Below are 924 nucleotides of genomic sequence, written 5' to 3' on the forward strand. Positions count from 1 at the left end.
CCATCACGGCCCACGGGCTGGACCACGTCCACCCGCTCCAGCGAGGGGGCGCCGGGATCGGCTCGCAGCACCGACTCCACGGTGTAGTCGGTGTGCCGTTCGACCGCTTCGGCGCAGCGGCGGAAGTGTTCGGCGAACACCGGTGAGGCGTCGGCCAGGGCGAGGGCCATGCCGGCCCACTGCGAGCCCTGGCCGGGGAAGACGAACGCCGTCGCGCCGGGGTTCACCGCGCCCGTGACGACGTGGCCGGCGGGGGTCCCCTCGGCCAGCGAGCCCAGCCCGGCCAGCAGGGCGTCGCGGTCGGCGGCGACCACGGCGGCGCGGTGCGACTGCGCGGCGCGCGAGCCGGCCAGGGCGAACCCGACGCGGGTGGGGCTCGCCTCCGGCCGCTCGGCGAGGAAGTCCCGCAGCCGGGCGGCCTGGGCGCGCAGCGCCGCCTCGCCACGCCCGGACACCAGCCACGGGACGACCGGCAACTCGGCGGCGGGGGCGGGCTCCTCGGCCGGCGGGGCCTGTTCGAGGATGACGTGGGTGTTGGTGCCGCTCATGCCGAAGGAGGACACGCCGGCCCGGCGTGGGCCGCCGGTCTCGGGCCACGGCCGCGCCTCGGTGAGCAGCCGCACGGTGCCCTCGGACCAGTCCACCTGAGGGGTGGGTTCGTCCACGTGCAGGGTGCGCGGCAGGAGGCCCTCGCGCAGGGCGTGCACCATCTTGATCACCCCGGCCATGCCGGCGGCGGCCTGGGTGTGCCCGATGTTGGACTTGACCGAGCCCAGCCACAGCGGGCCGCCGTCGGCGCGCCGCCTGCCGTAGGCGGCGATCAGCGCCTGTGCCTCGATGGGGTCGCCCAGCGAGGTGCCGGTGCCGTGCGCCTCCACCACGTCGATGTCCCGGGGGGACAGCTGGGCGTCGGCCAGCGCCGCG

The 924-nt window shown here is 77.1% G+C and carries 1 protein-coding gene; it reads right to left on the minus strand.

All coding sequences use genetic code 11. From position 1 onward, the window contains the following. A partial coding sequence (locus BBH68_RS00090) for an acyltransferase domain-containing protein (protein ID WP_141712936.1) occupies nt 1-924 on the minus strand: 924 nt, incomplete at both ends.

The organism is Streptomyces sparsogenes (genome assembly GCF_001704635.1).
Taxonomy (GTDB): Bacteria; Actinomycetota; Actinomycetes; order Streptomycetales; family Streptomycetaceae; genus Streptomyces; species Streptomyces sparsogenes.